2 protein-coding genes and 1 pseudogene are annotated in these 2,521 nt (G+C 72.6%); all 3 read right to left on the bottom strand.

The genetic code is table 11. From position 1 onward, the window contains the following. Positions 1-392 (bottom strand): annotated as a pseudogene (locus HY68_RS45160) (ComF family protein); the annotation flags it as partial. Positions 393-471: 79 nt separating this feature from the next. Further along, positions 472-2,280, bottom strand: a complete 1,809-nt coding sequence (locus HY68_RS15230) for an LpqB family beta-propeller domain-containing protein (RefSeq protein ID WP_241778582.1) — start codon at positions 2,278-2,280, stop codon at positions 472-474. Between the two features lie 25 nt (positions 2,281-2,305). Beyond that, on the bottom strand, positions 2,306-2,521 hold a 216-nt coding region (locus tag HY68_RS45155; RefSeq protein WP_041989076.1), incomplete at its 5' end, for a hypothetical protein.

Here is a 2,521-nt window from a genome sequence, read left to right as displayed (position 1 = left end):
GCCAGCGCGATCCGGCGCGCCGCGTCATGCCCGCGCGCCGCCACCGCGCGCCGCGTCGAAGGCATCGGGACCAGCAGCAGCGGCCCCACGCCCGTACCCGGCGGCACAGCGGCCTCCACGGCCCCGGCCAGAGCCCTGCCCAGCGGCCCCGCGAGGCCGAGCGCGCCGCGCTCCTTGTGCGCGAGCAGCACCGCCCGTACCGCGTCCTCGTACGGCGCCGCTGCGTGGACCGCCGGCAGCCCGGCCGGCTCCGGCACCGGCCGCACCCGGCACGGCCACATCCCGTACAGCGCCCGGCCGCAGTCCTCGCACAGCGCCGTCCGGGGACTGCCGCAGCCCCCACAGGCGACCGGGAGCACCAGACCGCTGATCTCTCGCCACCAGCCCCGCATGGCATTCACTGTGCCAACCCCGGGAGGATCCGGCCAGCCCTGTGGACAACCCTCTCGACGACCCCGTGAACAGCCCGGCTCACCCGGGATAGACAGGCGAGGAGCCCGTCTCCACCATGGTCTGCCAATTGGCGCCCGACGGCAGCTGGACGATCCCCGCGTCCTGCGAGTCGGCCATCACCGGCTGCTCGTCGTTGTCGGCGGCGGCGATGGCCGTCACCTGGTTCAGCCCCGGCAGCACCCCGGCCGCCGACGTCGACCCGTCGGTCTGCATGTAACGCACCTGCTGCACACCGCCGGACTCCTTGCCGACGACGACCAGCCGGCTGGGGCCTGCCCAGGACACCGCGGTCACCGTCTCCATCTGCGGCGCCGCGGACTGCAGTTCCACCACGGACACCGTCTCGTCCGCGCCCGAGCCGTGCCGCTCCACCCGGCCGATCTCCAGGCTCGTCCGGCCCTCCTGCGTCAGCAGCAGCGCAATCCGCACCCCGTCGGCCGACACCCGCAGCGCCTCGATCCGCCGCCCGTCGAGCCCGTCGACCGGGACCTCCTTCGGCGGTGCCACGCCCCCGGCGAACCGCAGCAGCCGCGGTTTCGCGGGATCCCGGTCGGCGACCCACAGGTCACCGCCGCCGTCCCAGCTCGGCGCGGAGAGCCGGTCCTTGGGCTGCTTGGCCGCGCTGCTCAGCAGCGGCTCCACCGGATCGCCGTCGTTGACGATCGACGTCACGTACAGCGATTTGCCGCCGCCGCCCACCCCGGCGGCGCGCCGCTCGTCGCGTGCGACGGCGACCGTGTCCAGCTTCGTCCTGCCGTCACCGAACGGCCCGGCCACCGGGTCGGGGACGACCGGGTCGGAACCGTCGATCTTCAGCTGCGCCAACCGCCCCTGGGCGTTGACGAAGTACGGGTCCTCGCCGCCCGTGCCCTGGTCGGGCGCGAACTCCGCGGCCTGGTCCTCGCTCAGCACGCACAACGACGAACCGCCCGCGAGCAGTTCGATCTGCCCGACCCGGGTCGACGTCAGGTCCCGCAAGGTGAAGAACAGTTGCGCCGCCATCTTCCGGCACTGCGCCCGGCCCGCCTTCGCCGCGTTCTCGTTGAGCGGCACCTTCAGCGCGTTCCGGTCGTCGAACTCCAGCGATCTGGTGCCGCGCGCCAGCTGCGTACCCGTCGGGAACGGCGAATCGACCACCGGCTTCAGCCAGTTCGTCGGCCCGTCGAGCAGCGACTTGACCGCCTGCGTGAACGGGTCCATCCGGGTCGTGGGATCTATCCGCTGCCGGATGTAGACCGGATCGGCGACCAGCTGCTTACGGCCGGAGGCGAAGTAGTACTTGTCCACGGAGCGGTAGTTGCGCTGGAAGTCGTACTCACCGAGCACCAGCCCCGGCGGCAGTTGGTCGATGCGCCACTCCTTGGTGTCGCCCGTCTTCTGCTGCACGAGATGGATGGTGCCCTTGTACGAGGTCGGTGTGACCGGCTGGTACGAGTGCGCGGAGTCCACCTCGGCGATCCGCTCGCCGTACAGCGGGTACTTCAGCCCCGAACCACCGCCCTGCCCCGTCCCGTCCGCGTCCGCGCGGTCGGGTGCGTCCTGCAGCACGGTCGTGCTGTCCTCGGGACGCCAGTCCTTCGACGCCTGCTTCGTCAGATACTTCCTGGCCATCGCGAAGTCGGGGTCGTCACTCGTCATCGCCTCCAGGAAGCCGTCCACGATCTCGTCGGGACCCGCCTTCTCCTTGGGCGGCACCGCGTACACCCGCACCTGGGACTCCCCGTGCGGGGACTGCGTGACCGGCTCCACGTCACCGCTGTGCGGGATCGTGGCGCAGCCGGCCAGTGTCAGGGACACCGCCGCCAGCAGAACCGGCAGGCGCGGCACGCCCCTTGTGCCTCCCCGGCGGCGGTCAGCGCCCACGAGTCGTGTCCTCCCGCTCCGATGCCCGGCGTGCAGTGTCACGTTCACCTACAGCATCGCGCACGGAGTCGTCGGCGGAACCGTCGCCCGCCCGCTCGCCCGTCGGCCGCGCGACCACCCGCGACCCGTTGCCGGGCAGCGCCGCCGGGTCGACCGACGTCGCGTTGCGGTCCGGCTGGGGCGGCACCGGCAGCGCCGAGCGGTC

The sequence above is a fragment of the Streptomyces sp. AcH 505 genome (genome assembly GCF_000818175.1).
Taxonomy (GTDB): domain Bacteria; phylum Actinomycetota; class Actinomycetes; order Streptomycetales; family Streptomycetaceae; genus Streptomyces.
Note: the sequence above shows the minus strand (reverse complement) of the source record. Positions and strands in the feature narration are given on the sequence as shown.